Below are 3,174 nucleotides of genomic sequence, written 5' to 3'. Positions count from 1 at the left end.
ATTGAGGTGAAAGTGTTCTATTAATTGTAAATATTCCATTAAAAAAGCATAAGTTAGCTTAAAATTTGAGAAAAAAATTATACGCTAAAGTATCAAAAATATGAAGAGTATTTAAAGCGATTTATAGTAAACTTCTTCACATGATTCAACTAACAAATATTTCCAAAAATTTTACAACACAAGAGCTTTTTAAAAACCTGAACTTCAAGCTAAACGCAGGCAACCGTGTCGGGCTTGTCGGGCGAAACGGAAGTGGAAAATCTACCCTTTTTAAAATCATTACAGAGGAAGAGCATGCCGACAGCGGCGAGGTTATCATCCCTAAAAATTATAAAATAGGCACACTCAAACAGCATCTCTCGTTTAGTGAAAAAACACTCCGTGAAGAGGCATCACTCGCACTTGGCGAAGAGATGCAGTATGATGTCTATCGTGTAGAGAAAATCCTCTTTGGGCTTGGATTTAGTGCAGAGGATTTGGAAAAAGACCCACTCTCATTTTCTGGCGGTTACCAAATACGCATCAACCTTGCCAAACTCCTCGTCACAGAACCAAACCTACTTCTTTTAGATGAACCGACCAACTATCTTGACATTGTCTCTCTGCGATGGTTGAAGAGTTTTCTGCGCAGTTTTGAGGGTGAGGTTATTCTCATTACGCATGACAGAAACTTTATGGATGGAGTATGTACACATGTAGCAGGGCTTGTACGCAAAAATATTCGACTTGTTGCAGGCGATACAGAGAAGTTTTACAGCCAGCTTTTAGCAGATGATGAACTTCACCAAAAACAAAAACTCGCACAAGATAAAAAGGTCAAAGAGCTTGAAGAGTTCATAGCCAAGAACAAAGCAAGAGCATCTACAGCCGCACTTGCCCAGTCAAAAGTAAAACAGCTTGAAAAGATGGAACTACTCGAAGATTTGGGCTATGACTCTACACTGAGTTTTAACTTCAACTATGCCGACACACCTGCAAAGATACTGCTCGATGTCAAAGATGTCAGTTTTGGTTACACACCGCAAAAACCACTCTTTGAAAACATCTCTTTTACGCTAGCAAAAGGCGAAACACTCGGCATTATAGGAAAGAACGGAAAAGGTAAATCAACCCTTTTAAATGTCATTGCAGGACTGCTTACGCCAAACGCAGGAGAGATAAACTTTAACGCAAACACAAAGTTCGCTCACTTTGGACAGACAAACATCGCCCATCTCTCGGCAAACAACACCGTAATGGATGAGATATACAACGCCAATCCAAAACTAAGTGAAGCAACCGTTCGCGGTATCTGTGGAGCTATGATGTTTAGTGGCGATATGGCAGACAAAAAAATCTCTCTGCTCTCTGGAGGAGAAAAAAGCCGTGTAATGCTCGGACAAATTATCGCGAGAGAAGTAAACCTCCTCTTTTTAGATGAGCCGACCAACCACCTTGACATCGAATCCATAGAGGCACTTACCAATGCCATCAAAGAGTTTCAAGGCTCAAGCATCATCGTCACCCACTCCGAAGAGCTGCTGCGTCGCGTTTGTGACAGGCTCATTATCTTTGCAAAAGAGGGTGCGGAATATTTCGACGGCACTTACGATGAATTTTTAGAAAAAATTGGCTGGGAAGAGGATGAGACAACAGAGCAAAAAGAGAAAACTGCTCCAAAATCTTCTACAAAAGAGAACAAAAAACGCCGTGCAGAACTTGTGCGAGAGCGAAACAAACTTACTTCACCACTTAAGAAAAAAGTAGATAAACTTGAAGAGCAAATCATGGAGCTTGAAAACACCCTTTCACTCAAGCACGAAGCACTTATAGAGGCTTCAAACGCAGGAGATAGTGCAACACTTATGGAGCTTTCAAAAACTGTTTCAGAGATGGAGAATGAAGTAGAAACGCTTTTTGAAACCCTTGAAATCGAACAGACAAAACTTGATGAGATTATCCAAGAGTACGAAAAACAGATAGAGGATTTAACATGAGTTTAGAGTTATATTTTCTGCGTTCAAGTGAGCAAAAAATCGTAACAGATCTGCTGTACTATTCACAACATCTTGATGAAACCGATAAAAACCTAGAAGATATTCAAGCATTAAAAATTTACTATGATTTTTACGGACTTACCGCTAAAGACTTAGGGGTTTATGCCCTTAAAGATGGAGCAATAGCTGGTGCAATTTGGAGTAGACGACTGAGTGAGTATCACAATTCTAAGGCATATATACTCGATGACACACCTGTGCTAAATCTTGCCATAAAGCCTGCGTTTAGAGGAGAAGGTATAGCAACAGCACTTATCAACCAATACCTCAGCGAAGCATCTAAGCTCTACAAACTACTCTCCATTAGTGTGCCAAAAGAGAACATAAGCTTTTTAGAAAAATTTGGTTTTGAAGTCGTAAATGGGAGTGAGCACATAAGTTACGCAGGAGACAAGGAGTCTCTCATTATGCGCAAAGAGTTACAAAAGCAAGAGGAGAAGGAGAGCTTTACAGATTTTAGCTCCTGCAAGTGGCTTGATTAAAATGTTTAGAGTACCCAAACACTAAATTTCTTCGCTTTTATTTTTCTATTTTTAAGCTGTTTTTCTGCTTCGTCTATAAATTTGCTTTCTATGGCAACATAAGCTTGTCTATCGTAGATGTCAATTTTTCCGATATTTGCACCTTTGAGACCTACATCTCCCGTTAATGCACCTAAAATATCCCCTGCACGGAGTTTATCTTTTTTACCGCCCTCAATTACAAGCGTCACATACTGCGGTTTCATCTCAAACGCAGTCTCTTTACTCAATGCTCTCTCTTTTAGAAATGTCACCTCATCGCTCGCATACTCATCTGCTTTTTCACTCTCAAAACTCTCATATAAAGATATGGCAATTCCCTCAGCGCCTGCGCGTCCTGTTCTTCCTATACGATGCGTGTAAGTCTCAAAGCCATGAGGCAGGTCATAATTTACCACCATACTAAGCTCTTTGATGTCAAGTCCACGAGCTGCTACATCTGTTGCTACTAAAATAGGACATGACTTGTTAGCAAACTGCACTAACACATCATTACGTTCATATTGTTCTAAATCCCCATGAATAGCCAGTGCATCTATCTTATTTTGTACTAACGACTCTGCTAACTCTTTGGCTTGAATTTTTGTGTTAGTAAAAACAATGACATTTTGAGGTTT

3 protein-coding genes are annotated in these 3,174 nt (G+C 39.8%); 2 read left to right on the top strand and 1 reads right to left on the bottom strand.

Annotation, left to right across the window (positions count from 1 at the left end; genetic code table 11):
- The first annotated feature begins 140 nt into the window (after nt 1–140).
- Nucleotides 141–1,976 carry an ATP-binding cassette domain-containing protein gene (locus MVY38_RS06195; protein ID WP_297484404.1) on the top strand — a complete coding sequence of 612 codons (1,836 nt, stop codon included), beginning with the start codon at nt 141–143 and terminating at the stop codon, nt 1,974–1,976.
- Entirely contained in the window at nt 1,973–2,518 is a 546-nt protein-coding gene (locus tag MVY38_RS06190; RefSeq protein WP_297484402.1) for a GNAT family N-acetyltransferase, read from the top strand. The genes MVY38_RS06195 and MVY38_RS06190 overlap by 4 nt, the downstream gene beginning before the upstream one ends.
- A gap of 5 nt (nt 2,519–2,523) precedes the next feature.
- On the opposite strand, the gene MVY38_RS06185 is transcribed toward MVY38_RS06190, so the two are convergent.
- Nucleotides 2,524–3,174, bottom strand: a 651-nt coding sequence (locus tag MVY38_RS06185; RefSeq protein ID WP_297484400.1) for a helicase-related protein, incomplete at its 5' end; no start/stop codon positions are given.

The organism is Sulfurimonas sp., from assembly GCF_027056685.1.
Lineage (GTDB): Bacteria > Campylobacterota > Campylobacteria > Campylobacterales > Sulfurimonadaceae > Sulfurimonas.
Note: the sequence above shows the minus strand (reverse complement) of the source record. Positions and strands in the feature narration are given on the sequence as shown.

Coding starts and splice junctions, on each gene's coding strand:
- MVY38_RS06195 (WP_297484404.1), top strand. CDS start 141: ATGATTCAACTAACAAATATTTCCAAAAATTTTACAACACAAGAGCTT.
- MVY38_RS06190 (WP_297484402.1), top strand. CDS start 1,973: ATGAGTTTAGAGTTATATTTTCTGCGTTCAAGTGAGCAAAAAATCGTA.